Here is a 14,930-nt window from a genome sequence, read left to right as displayed (position 1 = left end):
AAATATATAATACTTTTCATTACATAAAGAGAGACGCGCATGTCGATGAGCCAAGCACCTTCCGGTCACGCCGGACGCAGAAACTTCCTGAAAACCCTGTCCAGTGGCGCGTTGATGGCCGTCGTGCCCCTGGCTGGCCGGACGGCGCCGGTGGACGCCGACGCGGTGCGCGTGGACGGCGACTGGGCCGTCAGCCTGGACCGCGCCGACCGGGGCATCGCGCAAGCCTGGTTCAACAAGCCTTTGCAACAACCGGTATCCGTGCGCGACGCGCTGCCAGCGCAAGGCCTGGGCGATGCGGTCACGCTCGATACCGGATGGACGGCGTCGCTCGCCAACAAGGCATTCTTCACGGCGCCGGAATACGCGCCCTACCGCGCCGCCGGCAACGTCAAGGTGCCGTTCTTCCTGCAGCCGGACACGGTGTACGTGGGCGCTGCCTGGTTCCAGCGCGAGATCGTCATTCCGCGCGGCTGGGCGGGCCGGCATGCGGTCGTGTCGCTGGAGCGTCCGCACTGGGAGACGCAGGTGTGGATCGGCGGCCGCCACGTCGGCCGCAACGACAGCCTGCACACGGCGCACATCTACGACCTCGGGACGCTCGCGCCGGGCAAGTACCTGCTGACGATCCGGGTCGACAACCGCCTGCACACGGACATCGGTTCGGACTCGCACGGTATCAGCGACCACACGCAAGGCAACTGGAACGGCATCGCCGGCAAGATCGAGTTGTCGGCGCGGCGGCCCGTCTGGGTCGACGATCTGCAGGTCTATCCGGACGTCCGCACGCGCCGCGTCGTGCTCAAGGGCGCGCTCGGCAATGCCTCCGGCCGCGCGGGCGCGGGCCGCCTGACGGTGACGGGCGGCGGCGCCGTGCACAAAATCCCGGTGCGTTGGGATGCGCAAGGCGGCGTGTTCGAGACTGCCGTGCAGTTCCCGACCGACGCCGGCCTGTGGGATGAATTCTCGCCCACGCTGCACACGGTCAGTGTGAAGCTCGACGACGGTTCGGCCGCAGACGTGCGCTTCGGCTTCCGCGAGCTGAAAACTGCCGGCACGCAGTTCATGCTGAACGGCCGCCCCTTGTTCCTGCGCGGAACGCTGGAATGCTGCATTTTCCCGCAGACGGGCCATCCGCCGACGGAGATCGGCGAGTGGCGCCGCATCCTGAAGATCGCCCGCGCCTACGGCCTGAACCATCTGCGCTTCCACTCCTACTGCCCGCCCAAGGCGGCGTTCGACGCGGGTGACGAGGCCGGGTTCTATTTCCAGATCGAGACCTGCTGGGCCAACGGCTCGACGACGATCGGCGACGGCAAACCGGTCGACGCCTGGGTCATGGCGGAGACGGCGCGCGTGCTGAAAGCCTACGGCAACCATCCCAGCTTCATGCTGATGCCTTACGGGAACGAGCCCGGCGGGAAGAATCACTCCGCCTGGCTGGCGCAGTACGTGCGGCATTTCGCGGCGGTCGATACGCGCCGCCTGTGGACGTCCGGCAGCGGCTGGCCGGAACTGGCGGAGAACCAATACCACGTCGAGCAGCAGCCCCGCATCCAGCAATGGGGCGAGGAACTCAAATCGCGCGTCAATGCGCGCCCGCCCGAGACCGTGACCGATTACCGCGGCTTCATCGTCGCGCGCAAGGTACCGGTGGTCAGCCACGAGATCGGCCAGTGGTGCGTGTATCCCGACTTCGACGAGCGGTCGCAGTACACCGGCTACCTGAAGCCGAAGAACTTCGACATCTTCGAGGACAAGCTTGACGCGAGCGGCCTGCGCGCGCTGGCGCCGGCCTTCCTGCACGCGTCGGGCCGGCTGCAGACGATGCTCTACAAGGAGGACATCGAATCGGCGCTGCGGACGCCCGGCATGGGCGGCTTCCAGCTGCTGGACCTGCACGACTTCCCCGGCCAGGGCACGGCGCTGGTCGGTGTGTTGAACCCGTTCTGGCGCGAGAAGGGCTATGTGGACGCGGCCGAGTTCAGCCGTTTCTGCGGCCCCACCGTCGTGCTGGCGCGCCTGCCGAAGCGCGTGTTCGGCAATCGCGACACCTTGCGCGCACAGATCGACGTCGCGCACAGCGGCGCGCGTGCGCTGGGCGCGTCCACCGTCTACTGGCGGCTGGAATCGTCGGGGCGCGTGCTCGACCAGGGCGAGTTCGCCGTCGCCGGCGTCGCGCAGGGTACGGGTGTGCCGCTGGGCGCCATCGACGTCAAGCTGGGTGCGATCGAACGCGCGGCCAAGTGCAGGCTCGTCGCGGGACTGCGCAGCCCGCAACTGGCCGCGCCGGTCGAGAACGACTGGGACGTGTGGGTCTATCCGGACGCACCGGACACCGCCAGCCCGGTCAAGGTGGTGAACAGCGTGGCCGCGGCGCTGCCGCTGCTGGCGCAGGGCGCGACCGTGCTGCTGGGCTTGCCGCCCGCCTCCGTCCGTCCGTTCGAGACCCATCCGGTCAAGCTCGGCTTGTCGACGATTTTCTGGAACACGCTATGGACCCAGGGCCAGGGCCCGACCACGATGGGCGTCCTGTGCGATCCGGCCCACGCCGCGCTGGCCGATTTCCCCACCGATGCGCACAGCAACTGGCAGTGGTGGCACGTCCTGCACCGCGCGGCGCCGCTGCGGCTCGACCTGCTGCCGCGCTCGGTCGACCCTATCGTGCGCGTCATCGACGACTGGCATACCGCGCGTTCGCTGGGTCTCGTCATCGAGGCCAGGGTCGGGACCGGTCGCCTGATCGCGTGCGGTTTCGAGCTGGATGGACCGCCAGCAAGCGACCCCGTGTCGCGCCAGCTGCGCCGCAGCCTCGCCGCCTACGCCGCATCCCCACGCTTCACACCACGGACGGCATTGTCCGAGGAGATGGTCAAGGCGCTGGTCGCCTGACGAGTTTTACCCACCAAAACATAAAACGGAGACGGAAACAATGTTGACAACGAAGAGAAGCAAGACCGTATTGGCCGCCCTGATCGCGGAGCTCTGGATGCCGGCGGGCGCGTTCGCGCAAACGGCGGATGCGCCGCCGGCCGACGCGGTATCGACCGTGGTGGTCAGCGGCATCCGCGCCTCGCTCTCGTCGTCGCTCACGACCAAGCGCATGCAGGATGGCGTAGTCGACGCGGTGTCGGCCGAGGATGCGGGTAAATTCCCCGATACGAATATCGCCGAATCGCTGCAGCGGGTCACGGGCGTGCAGATCGACCGCAACAATGGCGAAGGCCGCAGCATTTCCGTGCGCGGTCTCGGGCCGGAATTCAATAATGTCCTGATCAACGGCCGCACCATGACCAGCGACACGGGCGGCCGCAGCTTTTCCTTCGATCTGCTGTCGTCCGACCTGATTTCGAAAGCCCTCGTGTATAAAACGTCGCAGGCCTTCCTGCCCGAAGGCGGCATCGGATCGACCGTGGATATCCAGACGACGCGTCCGCTGTCCGGAAAACCGGGCAAGTCGTCGGTCATCAATGTCTCCGATTCCTACGACTCGAATTCGAAAAAGAACACGCCGAACATCAGCGGCCTGTTCTCGTTCGCCAATCCGGACCGCACGTTCGGCGTGGCCGGTTCGCTGTCCTATACCGACCGTGCATCCAGGCAATACAAGGCCATCAACGACGCCTGGAACTACCAGGACGTCACCCTGATCAACGGCGACATGCATTCCAAGGGATTGACGCCGGCCGACGTCACGAGGAAAAAACTGTATATCCCGCAGAGCTACGGCTTCCAGGAAGAGAACGAGACCCGCAAGCGCCTCGTCTCCAGCGCCACGGTCCAGTACAACCCGTCGTCCACCTGGAAGCTGACGGCGGACGCCCTGTATTCGCGCCTCGACCAGCGCAATGCCGTCATCGCCATCAGCGACTGGATCGTGCCGACGCAGCTGAACGTCAAGTACAACGAGAACAACCAGATCACGAGCTTCGAGCGGCCGGGCGCGGTTTTCGCCGCGAACAATCCGGCACTGGTGCAGGCCGGCATCCTGGACGGCGCCAATTCGAACGACATGATCCAGAAAGGCGATTCGCGCCTGTCGGTCAGCCAGGGCTATGGCCTGAATTCGAAATGGATGCTGTCGCCGGACTGGAAACTGGATGCGGATCTGTGGACGTCGCGCACGAAGACCAAGTCGCCGACGATGTGGGTGGTGGCCGGCATGATCCCGCAGAACAGCGACGTGCTCACCTACGGCCCCGTTCCCACGCTGACGTTCGGCGACGGCATCACGGATCCGAACGCGGTGCGCGCGCACGCCGTCTCGTACGGCGATTCGCGCCATGCCGATACGGTCCACGAGGGCCACCTGAACGCCGCATGGACGCCGGACATGGGCGTGTTCAAGGGACTGGATACCGGCGTGGCGTATTCGACGCGTAAATTCGAAAGCATCTCGTGGCAGGCCGATTCGTGGAACGCGTTCAGCGGCTACCACCTGCCGCTGCCGTCGTCGCTGTTCACGGTGAAACCGCTCGGCAATCCGTTCGGCAGCGGCGGCCAGGTGCCGCCGGCCTACCTGAGCTTCGACCCCGTCGCCTACATGAATTACCTGAACCAGCCGTCGGTGCTGCCCTATTCGAACGACCCGGCGCGCTATATGGACCGCACGCAGTTCCCGAATGGTCCGATGGCGATCGATTACACGAAACCGTCGATGTCCGGCGTGACGGAAAAAGTGACGAACGCATTCGCGGAAACGAAATGGGAAGGCGACCGCTGGGCCGTCGATGCGGGGGTGCGCCTGATGCACGTGAATTCGACGTCGATCGGCATCAGCCGCATCCTGCTGGCGGCCGTGAAGAGCCCGAACGACACGACGTTCATCCAGACCTGGGGCCCGATGACGACGAATTCGGTGAGCAACAGCTATAACGCCGTCCTGCCGTCGATGAACGTGAAATTCGACCTGACGTCCGACATGCTGCTGCGCCTGGGCGCCTCGAAAACCCTGACGCGCCCGAACCTGGGCGACATGGGCGTGGACAGCTGGTACGGCGGCCGTGTGGGCTACGTGACGTCCGGCGGCGGCAATCCGTACCTGAAACCGATGCGCTCGAATAACTACGACGTGTCGTACGAATGGTATCTGTCGAAGACGAACTATGTCAGCGCCGCGCTGTTCATGAAAAAGCTGTCCGATTTCATCGAGCAGGAACTCAAGGACGTCCAGAGCCCGCTGTTCACCGAAACCGTCCACGACACCCGCTGGCGCAACGGCCAGAAAGGCACGATCAAGGGCGCGGAACTGGCCGGCCAGTACGCGTTCGACGACCTGCACCCTCTGCTGCGCGGCTTCGGCGTCGCCGCCAACTACACGTATGTCGATGCGACGGCCAGCCGCAACGACGGTTCCGATCCGTATAACTGCGGTTATCCGGGCCTGTCGCGCCAGTCGTACAACGCGTCCGCGTTCTTCGAGAACAGCAAGTTCCAGGTCCGGGCCAGCTATAACTGGCGCAGCCATTTCGCGGCCAGCTGCAACGGCGGCGCGCAGCTGCCGACGCGCGTCGCGGCGTATGGGCAAACCGATGCCAGCCTGCGCTACAACGTTACCCAGGCGCTGTCGCTGTATGCCGACGTGATCAACCTGAACAACGCCAAGCGCCATGTCTATGCCGATAATCTGAGCGAGTTCATGACCCTGGAAAACGTCGGCCGCAGGTTCAATGTCGGCGTGCGGATGGCATTCTGAGAACGGTTCGCGAGACATGCCGTACGGCTCGGCGCGCCGATCAATCGAGTGAAATCCGGCTTGCTGCTCAGCCCGCGTTCAATGATTGACCGGCGCGCCGGCGCGCTCGGCACTGGGGGATTAGGCAGCTCGTCTGCATTGACCAGCCCTCGCAACATTTTCCAGGCCTCATCCAGTACCGGTTACTGGCTGCCGAGCGCGCGGAACAAGCAGATTTCAGCTTCATGAGCCCTTGTTCGCCACCGGCCCGAACGAGCCGGCGTCCGGAACAGCTGTGCCGATCCAGTTCGACAGGTGCGCCTACCCTCGCGAAGCGGAAAAAAACGCTTCGGCCATCAGCCTTACGGCTGTCACTGCCGGGATACGCTGATCCGGTCGCCATGCCATGATCATTTCCACCATTACCGTATCATCGCGAATTGGCCGGAATACGACATTGTCGAAATGAAAACGCTGGGCCGACGCGGGGACGATCGCCATGCCGAGTCCCGCTCGGACCATCGAGATGATGGTATGCGTCTGGTCGATGTATTGGACGAAGTCCGGCATCACCTTCGATGACCAGAACAAGGCCATGATCCGATCGTGAAAATATTTTCCATCATCGGGCGAGTGCATGATGAATGGCTGGCCGTTGAGACTCGGCAGAGGAATGGTATCGCAGCCGGCGAGCGCATGGTTCGCCGGTAATACCACGATCAACGGTTCGAGTTCGATCAGGAAAGACTCGAGTTTCTGCCGCGCGCCGAGTGGGCGCATGATGCCGAGGTCGATCGAACTGGCCGCGAATGCTTCCAGCTGGGCCGCTGAAATCAGTTCGTGCACGACAACGTCGATGTCGGGCAACGCACGTTTTGCGGCCGCCAGCAGTTTGGGCATGATTTCATGACCGGCCGCGCCCGTAAATCCGACCCGCACCCTCCCTGTTTCCCCTTTGCTCGCACGCCGCACGGTATTGGCAGCCTGATCTGCCAAGTTCAACAGCCGGGTCGCATCGACGAGGAAGACTTGTCCGGCCGTGGTCAGCCCGACCGAGTGTTTGGTACGTTCGAGAAGTTGTACCCCGAGTTCGTGCTCCAGCAACTGGATTTGCCGCGTCAGCGGCGGTTGGGTCATGTTGAGGCGGATGGCCGCCCGCCGAAAATTCAGCTCGGTGGCGACCGCCACGAAACAACGCAATTGCTTTAAGTCAAACACTTTTCATCCCTAACTTGACCGGCAGATGCTACAGCAACAGTCCATAGCGATCCGCGTGATACGAGCCACGGGCGACACCTGCAGCTTCGCCTACGTTAATCCAATTAAGGTATCACGTAATCGGCATTACGCATTGGACCAGCATCACCGCAACTCCTAAGATACCTGAACGATTCAACCCGCCCTTGTCCCGACACTACGTGGCATGCACCGAGGCATGAGTCGATGTTTATCAAATTCCACTGACCAGCAGTAAAAGGACGACCTCATGAAACCAGGTATTTTGCAGTTGAGCCCAATCTTGATTCCGGCCATCAATGAACGATTGGAAGTGCTGTACAACGTGCATCGCCTCTTCGAGCAGGCCGACAAGGACGCCTTCATCCGCGAGATCGGCGGCAGCATCCGTGGGGTTATTTCCGGCGGTCATACGGGCATCACCAACGCGTTGATGGATCAACTGCCGAATCTGGAAGTCGTGGCGATCAATGGCGTCGGTACCGATGCCGTCGATCTGCGGTACTCGCGTCGACGCGGCATCGCAGTCACCGCCACCTTCGGCGCACTGACCGAAGACGTCGCCGACCTAGCCATCGGCTTGCTGATCGCGACTTGTCGCGGTGTCGCTTCCGGCGACCGCATCGTTCGGGCAGGATTGTGGCCGACCCACCCGCACCCCGGGGCCATTCCGCTTTCGCGCCGTTTCAGCGGTATGCGTATCGGCATCGTGGGCATGGGCCGCGTCGGCCGTGCGATCGCTACGCGCGCCGCCGCTTTCGGTTGTCCGATCAGCTATACCGACCTGCACGCGATGGAAGATCTGCCGTACGGCTTCGTCCCGGATCTGCGGCAGCTCGCCCGCGACAGCGACGCACTGGTGCTCGCGGCCTCGGCGGACAAGGCCGAAGGCATCGTCGACGCCGCCGTCCTCGATGCGCTCGGCAGGCATGGCTACCTGGTCAATATTGCTCGCGGCAAGCTGGTCAATGAAGCCGACCTGATTGCCGCCCTCGAAGCGGGGCGCATCGCAGGGGCCGGACTCGACGTCTTCGTCGACGAACCTAATGTCCCGGCGCAACTGCTTGCAATGGACCAGGTCGTTTTACAGGCGCACCGCGCCAGCGCGACGATCGAAACCCGTACCGCCATGGGCAAAATGGTCTTGGCAAGTCTCGCTCAAGCCCTGTCTGGACAGCGTCCCGAACACAGCCTGACCACCTGAACCCTGGCCCGCGGCACGGTTTATCGGACAAGCCCAGCAAAGGAAAATGGAATGCCCAATTCTAAAGATGTGATTCGCCAGTGCAGAGATTTGCTCGCCTGGGCACTTGGACTTGCCTGCGGGATCGTCGGCGCGAACGCGCATGCGGAATTATTCGTTTCGGTACAAGACGGAAAACAGATGCTTGTCGACGGGTCGATCAAGACGCTGGCCGGCGAGGATACGCTGGCGCTGATCGAATTCGACCAGGGGAAGGCAAGCCTCTATGCCGAGATCCCGGTGCCGACCTCCGTGATCGGCCCGCCGACATCCGTCGCCGTCACGCCGGACGGCGCGATCGCCCTAGTGACAGCAGGCTTCAGGCGCGATCCGTCCGATGCGGCCAGGACGCTGCAGAACGATCAGGTATCGGTAGTCGACCTGAAATCCACGCCGCCCCGCATTCTCGATACGGTCGTGGTCGGGAAGGCGCCTGCGGGGGTCTCGATCAACCGGGCAGGCACCCTCGCGCTGGTTGCCAACCATGACGACGGTACCGTGTCCGTTCTCTCGATTGCCGGTCGCAAGGTCACGGTCATCGAGCAGATTCGCATCGGCGACAGCGCGTCCGGCCCGATGCACGTAGCGTTCACGCCCGACGGCAAGCGGGCGCTGGTCAGTCGCGATGGAGATCATCGTGTCACGGTCCTGGCGATCGACGGGTCAGCGGTCGCCGTGACAAAGCGCGACATGTATCCCGGACAGCGGCCCGATTGCATCGATATCAGGGCCCAGGGCGACCTGGCGCTGGTCGCGAACGTCGGCAAGGGCCAGGGCGACGCCGACACCGTCAGCCTGATCGACCTGTCGGCGGAGCCGCCCCGCGTGGTGCACACTGTCAGCGTTGGGCAGACGCCGGAAAGCGCGTTCTTCTCCCCCGACGGACGTCACGTGGGCGTGGTCGTGATCGGGGGGAGCAATAAACCGGCAAGCTCGCCTTTCCACAATGCGCACGGCAGCTTCGTATTGCTGCGCGTCGAGGGCAAGACGCTTGTTCCCGTCGCATCGCTGCCGATCGGCACCTGGTCGCAAGGCATGGCATTTTCGGGCGACGGTCGCTCGGTGCTGGTTCAGAACGCAGCCGAGCGACAGATTCAGGTGCTGAGGATCGCCGGCGATCGACTCCAGGATACCGGCCAGACGCTGGAGTTCCAGGGCGCGCCGGCGGCGATCCGGCCGGTTGCCACGGGCCAAGTGCAACACCGCCCTTCTGACTGAGCATGGGCCGCCCCGGCGCGGCCAATCGGAAGCACAACTCAAGGCGCGGCAGGAGACAAGCCGCAGCGTCAACCATAACAAGGAAAATAACAATGGATCAGGTTAAAGAGGTTCGTGACCGGACCGAAACTGCGGTCGCAGAAACGAAAGTCGGGAATTACCGGTGGGTGGTGTTGGGTCTGATATTCGTCATTTGGGCCATTGCCTGCGCCGACCGCGCCAATCTCGGCATTGCCTTGCCATTCATGAAAAAAGAGTATGGCATCAGCAATACCGAAGCAGGCATGATCATCAGTCTGTTTTCGTTTGCCTACGGCGTGGTCCAGATTCCGGCCGGCCTGATTTACAAGCGCTTGAGCAACAAAGTGTCCGGGGCAGTATTTCCGCTCTTTATGATCCTGACGTCCATCTTCACCGGACTCATGGGCACGACGTCATCAGTGTTTCTGTTGAAGTTTTTCCGGGTAGGCCTCGGCGTCTCCGAGGGACCGCTGGGCATCGGTTGTACCAATATCATCAACCGCTGGTTCCCTGCCAGGGAAAAGGGGACGGCCACGGGCCTGTGGCTGACGGCGTCGAAGCTCGGTCCTTTGGTCGTGCCGCCGCTATGCGTCGTCGTGATGGAAGTATGGGGCTGGCGCGAGATATTTTATGTGTTCGCGATTCCCGGGATTCTTCTGTCTGTCATCTGGATGTTCGCCGTGACCAACACGCCGGAAGAAAACAGATTCTGCTCCAAAGCCGAATGCGACTACATCCGCAGGGAAGCGGGACTCGTCATCGGAGAACAAAAATCGGCGACCGTGCACAAGAAGTACAAACTGGCCTGGCTCGACAAGCTGATCCGCACGAGGAAAGTCGCGCAACTGGGCACCGTTCGCCAGGTTTTCTCATCCTGGAATGTCGTCGGCGCGGCGATCGGCTATGGCTGCATGATCGGCATCACGAATATCTTCATGTCATGGATACCGACCTATCTCGTCACCGTTAAAGGCTTCACATCGATCAAGATGGGGTTTCTGGCTTCCGCTCCCTTTTTCGGCGCGGTGATGGGAAATGTGCTGGGAGGCCTTATCTCCGACCGCGTGCTGGGAAAGCGACGTAAGCCATTGATGATGCTCAGTGCCTTCGGATCCATCTTCACAATGCTTGCCCTGATCAATGCCCCCGACAACGCCGCCTACCTCGGATTCACATTATTTATGGCCGGCCTTACGGTAAGCATGGGGTTTGGCGGCTATACCGTTTATCCGATGGGGCTGGCCAACAAAAACGTATACCCCGTCTCTTTCGGCATCATCAATTCCGTCGGACAGATCGGTGGCGCGTGCGCTCCCCTGGCCGCGGGCATGCTGCTCGATGCGTATAGCTGGAACAGCGTATTCGTCTACATGGGTTGCAGCGCGCTGGCATGCCTGCTCATCCTCTTGACGATCGTCGAACCCGTCATCGAAGCCGACAAGACGAGTTAGCGGTGGCGCCGTGAGCTCAATGGAAACACGTTCAGGCGGGCCCGCGGGCCCTGCCAGCGGCAAGCGAGCCTGCTTTGTTCCGGCAGCCCACGCAGGCGTGCTGGCAGCCCCGGCGCCTATACCGCCCCGGAGCGTCCCGCCGACGTGTTGTCAGACAATTCACCCTGCCATTCCCTCCGGTAGTCCTAGCGGTAAAATGACGGTCTTGCTTTGGTCCGAGCCTTGCCCGGCCGATACTACACTGAACTATGACCGTCCCACACGAAATTGACTCCGCCGCGGCGAAAGTCTTGGCTGCACAACTGCCCGCCGAAAAACACACGTCCATCGATTCGCACGGTGTGAAGCCTGGGAAAAGCGCCGTCACTCCAATGATGCATGGGTGTGTTCTCGAATGAGAAACCAGCATAAATAGAGAAGCCTACGCCAGATGCTACGCCAGCGAAGCGCGCCAGTTCGCTGGTTGCGACAACGGTCAGCGCTGCCATCACGCTCCTCGGCGCTCTCCTTCCTTCATGGACGCACCAATAAAGTAAACGATTTATATTATTTAATGCGTTCGTCCCGAAACGACAGAAGTCCGGCAGTTTGTCGGTCTCCGTGCAAAGACTACCGTTGTTCCGTCGGCTTTTACATGTGGATGCGCCTTGGCAGCTAGCAGCCACATCTCGAAAATGACGACGCATCCGCCGGCATGCCAGCGTTTTCCAGTGCGGCTCGGGTTCCGGATACTCCCGCAATATCGGCCGAAACAAACGTTCATCCGACCTGGCCATCATGGTCGCGATATGGCGCCGCATGACGGCCAATTCCTCGGCGGATATCCCCTCTTCTGCCCAATGTTCGGCAAACCCGCTCGCGTGCTACTCTCGCCCGATTGACGTAAGGAGTTGAAATGAAAAAAGTCGCACGGCCCATCACGCTGCTCGCGGTAACGCTCGCCGTCCTGCCGAACGTTGGACGCGCAGACATGCCCGCGCCGGCTGAGCAGCCCGCGGCGGCCCAGCCGGCGGAGCAAAACATGTTCGGGGAAAAGACCGAGGTGACGATCGGCGCCGGTGCAACGTACGCGGCGCGCTATCCCGGCGCGGCCAGCCGACAGCTCGTTCCAAATCCAGTGCTGTCCATGCAGCGCGGCATCCTGTTCGCCGACACCCTGCGCGGTATCGGCGTGCAATACCAATCGGCGTCGGAATTCTACGTCGCGCAGTCGTTTTTCTACGACCTTGGCCGTCTCGACAGGAACAACAGCTGGCGCCCCGGTTCCAACCGGCTTGCCGGCATGGGTGATGTGTCCGGGTCCGCGACTGCCCGCACCCTGATCGCGCAAACGTTCACGGCATGGTTCCTGGTCAGCGCCGAAACCGAAATGGCCCTGCGCGACACGGCGCGCCGCAACCGCTACCGCGTTGGCGTCGAATTCACACCGCTCAAGAATGCCGTTGACACCGTCACCATCGACCTGGATGGCTGGTGGGGCGACGGCCGCTATAATCAGGCCTGGTTCGGCGTGACGCCGCGGCAGGCGGCGCGGGCAGGCTTCGCCGTCTTTGGTCCCGGCGCGGGTGTGTATCAGCAGGTGCCGGCAGTCAGCTGGGAGCATCACCTCGACCACCACTGGTCGAGCACACTTCAACTGACCGGCACGCGCTATACCGGCAAGGTGAGCGACAGCCCCGTCGTGGGCCAGCGCACATCGGCAAGTGCGACAGCCGCTATCGCTTACACCTATTGAGAAGGCTCCGCCGCGCCATCAATGGATGTGCGCGGCGTCGCGATCGCGCTTCACGACCTCGACACTGCTTTTGGCGCGCTCGTCGGCCAGCGCCGCCTTGTCGTGCGCCTGGTCTATCCGTTCGATTGCCGAAAGCATGGAAAATAACGAACCATATTGCGCACTCTTTTGCCGCCAGCCGTGAGCTCGACTGGCAGCAGACGGCCGCCCATTCCATCAAACTGCGCCGAGAACCCGACACAGGCTCTGCTAGGACGTCGCCAAACCTACGCTGGTCGTGTCTCGACCGTGGCGGTATCAGCGATCATCGCCGTCACGGCCCTGTGATGCCGGAACGGCCGGGCTGACGGTGACGGCATGCCCCGAGAGGACCCAGGCACGTTGGCTGGGCGCGAAGCGTGGAGCCAGGTAGCCGTCGTTGATTTCGCGCGTCACGGCAAAACGGCGGAACGAGGTCGCCGGCAAGAACAGCCTGCTGTTGTCCTGAAAACCGTCGCTGGAGGCGTCCGGGTCGCCCTCGGCGGCCGAGATCACGCCATCACCATTCTTGTCTACGCGTTTGACTTCAGCGGCATAGGCGTCGAACAGGCGCCTCGGGAAAGGTACGCCGGGCTCGAAGGAGGCAAGGCGCAGCCAGGTGTCGATATAAATCTCGTGCGCGAGGCCGCTCGGGATAAAGCGATCGCGGTACTCCCGCTGGTTGTCGACATCGGCATCGAAGCGGTCCGGATCGCGCGGACCGGCTCCGCCGAGAGGCGCCGCATTGTTCGGATCGTCCCCGTAATTGATCGGTGAGTTGTTGATGCCGGCAGGTCCGGAGCCCGGAATCAGCGAAGACAACTCACCAATCTTCCCGGCTTCTAACGTGCCCGGAATACCGCCCGTGAACGGTAACTCGTACAGAGGATGGATCCAGTTGGTCTGGTAGTTGAACTCCCAATAGCCGTGGCAGTCCGCTTGCTGCAGGCAGTTCATCGCGCCCATCGAAAGCTGGATCGGCAAGACATTGGTCTGCCTGAGCGGCCAACGATCGCTCGGACTGGGGAGATGGGGAGCATCACCGTCCAACGTAAAGATGTTTCCCGGCACATTATTATGTGCTCCCATTGCATACAACACCCTTGCGTCGGCCGCGGTGATTGTGCCGAATTGCGGGTGTCCGTCGCTCTTGGGTGCAGCCACCTGCGGCACGCGGACGTCATGGATCATCCATCCTTCGTACCATCCGCTTTCGTTGTTGATGACAAAGAGATTCGACAGATCCGAGAATACGTCGATGAAGGCCCGGATATCGTTTGGATCCGTGGGTAGGCCGGGTTTGGGCTCGAGCGCAAGCCGAACCGAACCGATGGTGGGCAATCCGCAGTCGCCACCGGTCGCCGTGAGCTGGGCCTTATCATTAATGCCTCGCAAGCGCGCGGTGAAAGGATTGGGCTCGAAGCCGGAGGTATCCAGCAGGTAATATTGAAACAGTTGGCTCGGCTTGTCGGCCTCGGCAAAAACCTGCAGCGGCAAATACGTGTGCGGCCGGCTCGCCATACGCTCGAGCCGGTCTTGCAGTTGATCGGGCAAGGACTTGACATCGCCTCGATGACGCACACTGGCGGCGTCGGCGGTTGCGTTCGGGTTCGGATGGCACGGTGGTGGTGGCTGCTCCGCGTGCGCCTGACCTGCAGCGAAGGTGCCGATACAAGTTACTGTAACTACGCTTGAGACATATCCGTGCAAACTTCTGCGACGCGGCATTCCAAAACGCGAGTTCATTTTCGTCCCCATCAGACAAGTAGACAGATCCCGGGCACACTCGCATCAACTTTGCCGATTCCCGGGCCAATCGACCTGTCAGCCGGCAATCGGCCGGCGCGCGCAAGCATTGGCGGTAAATACCTTGGCCACGGGAGTTGGTTCAATTGGGGGGAAATCCCGTGTCCGGAAAAGTACCGTTATCAAATGGATCTTGCGGTGGGCTTCGCTGCATCAATCCGTTCCCACAGCATCCAAGCCGGGCTCGGGGCAAACTGGCGGCAGGTCACTCGCGCAACAAAGGCCTCCTCTTAGACAACATTCCAGGATTGAGATACAGCGCCGGTTCGCCATCATTACGGTCCGTCCATATACCATCGGCTGCCATATTCCGGACATAATTCTTGAATAACCTTTGCCGATCTTAACCACTGTAGAGTGCGTATGATCGGAACGAATAACCCGTCCTTCGTTGTCGCCGGAGCCGCCGTGATCATCGGCCTTGGGCTGGCCGCCTGCGGAGGCAGCGGATCGACCTCGGGTACCTCCCCGGCGAGCACCGTGCCCAGCCCAGCAGGTCTCCAAGGCGTCAAGCACACGTTATTGATC

At 62.2% G+C, this 14,930-nt stretch carries 9 protein-coding genes; 6 read left to right on the top strand and 3 right to left on the bottom strand.

The window, feature by feature from the left end; genetic code table 11:
* Nucleotides 1-45 precede the first annotated feature (45 nt).
* Nucleotides 46-2,892, top strand: coding sequence for a DUF8487 domain-containing protein (locus NX784_RS18225; RefSeq protein ID WP_258818118.1), 2,847 nt, complete (start codon nt 46-48; stop codon nt 2,890-2,892).
* A gap of 40 nt (nt 2,893-2,932) precedes the next feature.
* Complete coding sequence (locus tag NX784_RS18220; RefSeq protein WP_258818117.1) at nt 2,933-5,695, top strand: TonB-dependent receptor; 2,763 nt, start codon at nt 2,933-2,935, stop codon at nt 5,693-5,695.
* A 300-nt stretch (nt 5,696-5,995) separates the two neighbouring features.
* On the opposite strand, the gene NX784_RS18215 is transcribed toward NX784_RS18220, so the two are convergent.
* Nucleotides 5,996-6,892 (bottom strand): LysR substrate-binding domain-containing protein, encoded by an 897-nt coding sequence (locus tag NX784_RS18215; protein WP_258818116.1) that lies wholly within the window; start codon nt 6,890-6,892, stop codon nt 5,996-5,998.
* 268 nt (nt 6,893-7,160) lie between these two features.
* On the opposite strand from NX784_RS18215, the gene NX784_RS18210 reads away from it, so the two are divergent.
* The 3 genes from NX784_RS18210 to NX784_RS18200 all read left to right on the top strand — a co-directional run bounded on the left by NX784_RS18210 (nt 7,161) and on the right by NX784_RS18200 (nt 10,843).
* Entirely contained in the window at nt 7,161-8,114 is a 954-nt protein-coding gene (locus tag NX784_RS18210; RefSeq protein WP_258818115.1) for a 2-hydroxyacid dehydrogenase, read from the top strand.
* Nucleotides 8,115-8,165: 51 nt separating this feature from the next.
* Nucleotides 8,166-9,371, top strand: coding sequence for a YncE family protein (locus NX784_RS18205; RefSeq protein ID WP_258818114.1), 1,206 nt, complete (start codon nt 8,166-8,168; stop codon nt 9,369-9,371).
* 92 nt (nt 9,372-9,463) lie between these two features.
* The gene (locus NX784_RS18200) at nt 9,464-10,843 is read left to right on the top strand and encodes an MFS transporter (RefSeq protein WP_258818113.1); all 1,380 of its coding nucleotides are present in this window, start codon (nt 9,464-9,466) and stop codon (nt 10,841-10,843) included.
* Between the two features lie 236 nt (nt 10,844-11,079).
* On the opposite strand, the gene NX784_RS18195 is transcribed toward NX784_RS18200, so the two are convergent.
* A complete protein-coding gene (locus tag NX784_RS18195) occupies nt 11,080-11,331 on the bottom strand; it encodes a hypothetical protein (protein WP_258818112.1) in 252 nt (83 codons plus the stop codon).
* Nucleotides 11,332-11,738: 407 nt separating this feature from the next.
* On the opposite strand from NX784_RS18195, the gene NX784_RS18190 reads away from it, so the two are divergent.
* Nucleotides 11,739-12,578, top strand: a complete 840-nt coding sequence (locus tag NX784_RS18190) for a MipA/OmpV family protein (protein ID WP_258818111.1) — start codon at nt 11,739-11,741, stop codon at nt 12,576-12,578.
* Nucleotides 12,579-12,875: 297 nt separating this feature from the next.
* On the opposite strand, the gene NX784_RS18185 is transcribed toward NX784_RS18190, so the two are convergent.
* Nucleotides 12,876-14,150: a hypothetical protein gene (locus tag NX784_RS18185; RefSeq protein WP_258818110.1), complete on the bottom strand. Its 1,275-nt coding sequence runs from the start codon at nt 14,148-14,150 to the stop codon at nt 12,876-12,878.
* Between the last annotated feature and the right edge of the window lie 780 nt (nt 14,151-14,930).

Origin of the sequence: Massilia pinisoli (assembly GCF_024753285.1) — a bacterium.
Classification (GTDB): Bacteria; Pseudomonadota; Gammaproteobacteria; order Burkholderiales; family Burkholderiaceae_D; genus Telluria; species Telluria pinisoli.
The sequence above is the reverse complement of the archived record's forward strand: the minus strand, read 5'-3'. Positions and strand labels throughout refer to the sequence as shown.

Bases quoted from the DNA above. Each gene is read 5' to 3' on its own strand.
- NX784_RS18205 (WP_258818114.1), top strand. From the start codon at position 8,166: ATGCCCAATTCTAAAGATGTGATTCGCCAGTGCAGAGATTTGCTCGCC.
- NX784_RS18190 (WP_258818111.1), top strand. From the start codon at position 11,739: ATGAAAAAAGTCGCACGGCCCATCACGCTGCTCGCGGTAACGCTCGCC.
- NX784_RS18225 (WP_258818118.1), top strand. From the start codon at position 46: ATGAGCCAAGCACCTTCCGGTCACGCCGGACGCAGAAACTTCCTGAAA.
- NX784_RS18200 (WP_258818113.1), top strand. From the start codon at position 9,464: ATGGATCAGGTTAAAGAGGTTCGTGACCGGACCGAAACTGCGGTCGCA.
- NX784_RS18210 (WP_258818115.1), top strand. From the start codon at position 7,161: ATGAAACCAGGTATTTTGCAGTTGAGCCCAATCTTGATTCCGGCCATC.
- NX784_RS18195 (WP_258818112.1), bottom strand. From the start codon at position 11,331: ATGGCAGCGCTGACCGTTGTCGCAACCAGCGAACTGGCGCGCTTCGCT.
- NX784_RS18220 (WP_258818117.1), top strand. From the start codon at position 2,933: ATGTTGACAACGAAGAGAAGCAAGACCGTATTGGCCGCCCTGATCGCG.